The organism is Methylobacterium aquaticum, assembly GCF_001043915.1.
Lineage (GTDB): Bacteria > Pseudomonadota > Alphaproteobacteria > Rhizobiales > Beijerinckiaceae > Methylobacterium > Methylobacterium aquaticum.
On sequence record NZ_LABX01000341.1, the window covers coordinates 1 to 725 of the forward strand.

At 73.7% G+C, this 725-nt stretch carries 1 protein-coding gene; it reads right to left on the reverse strand.

Going from position 1 to position 725, the window contains the following annotated elements:
* On the reverse strand, positions 1-725 hold a 725-nt coding region (locus VP06_RS31460; RefSeq protein ID WP_048467761.1), incomplete at both ends, for a radical SAM protein.

A 725-nucleotide genomic window follows, 5' to 3' on the forward strand; every position in this document is an offset into this window, starting at 1 on the left:
GGACATAGCCGGCGCGGACGAGCCGCGCGGCCGCCGCCTCGAACTGCGCGTGGCGCTCGCGCGGGCCCGGCAGCGCCGCCTCGGGGAGCGCCCGCTGATGCGGCTTCATCCACGGCACGTGGCCGTAGCCGAACACCGCGACCCGGTCCGGCTCCAGGGCCACCGCGTGGTTCACCGTCGCCAGGACGTTCTCCACGGTCTGGTGCGGCAGCCCGATCATCAGGTCGATATTCACCGCCTCGATGCCGGAGAAGCGCAGCCAGGCCACGGCCCGGGCGGTCTCCTCCACCGACTGGAGGCGCCGGATCGCGCGCTGGACGTCCGGGTCGAGGCTCTGCACCCCGAGGCTCGCCCGGGTGACGCCGATCGCCGCCAGGGTCTCGACATCGGCCGGCGTGAGCGTGCGGGGATCGATCTCGACCGCGATCTCGGCATCGGGGGCGACCGTGAAGGCACCGCGCAGCCGCGCCATCAGGCGGCGCATGTCGGAACCGCGCAGCATGGTCGGGGTGCCGCCGCCCCAGTGCAGGTGGCGCAGGACCGGCCGCCCGGCGAAGCGCTCCGAGACGAGGTCGATCTCCTGCTCTAGCGCGGCGACATAGGCCTCGACCGGGGCGTAGCGGCGCACGACCCGGGTGTGGCAGCCGCAATAGAGGCACAGCTCGGCGCAGAACGGCACGTGGATGTAAGCCGAGACCGCCTCGCCCTCGCGGATGCCGGCGAGC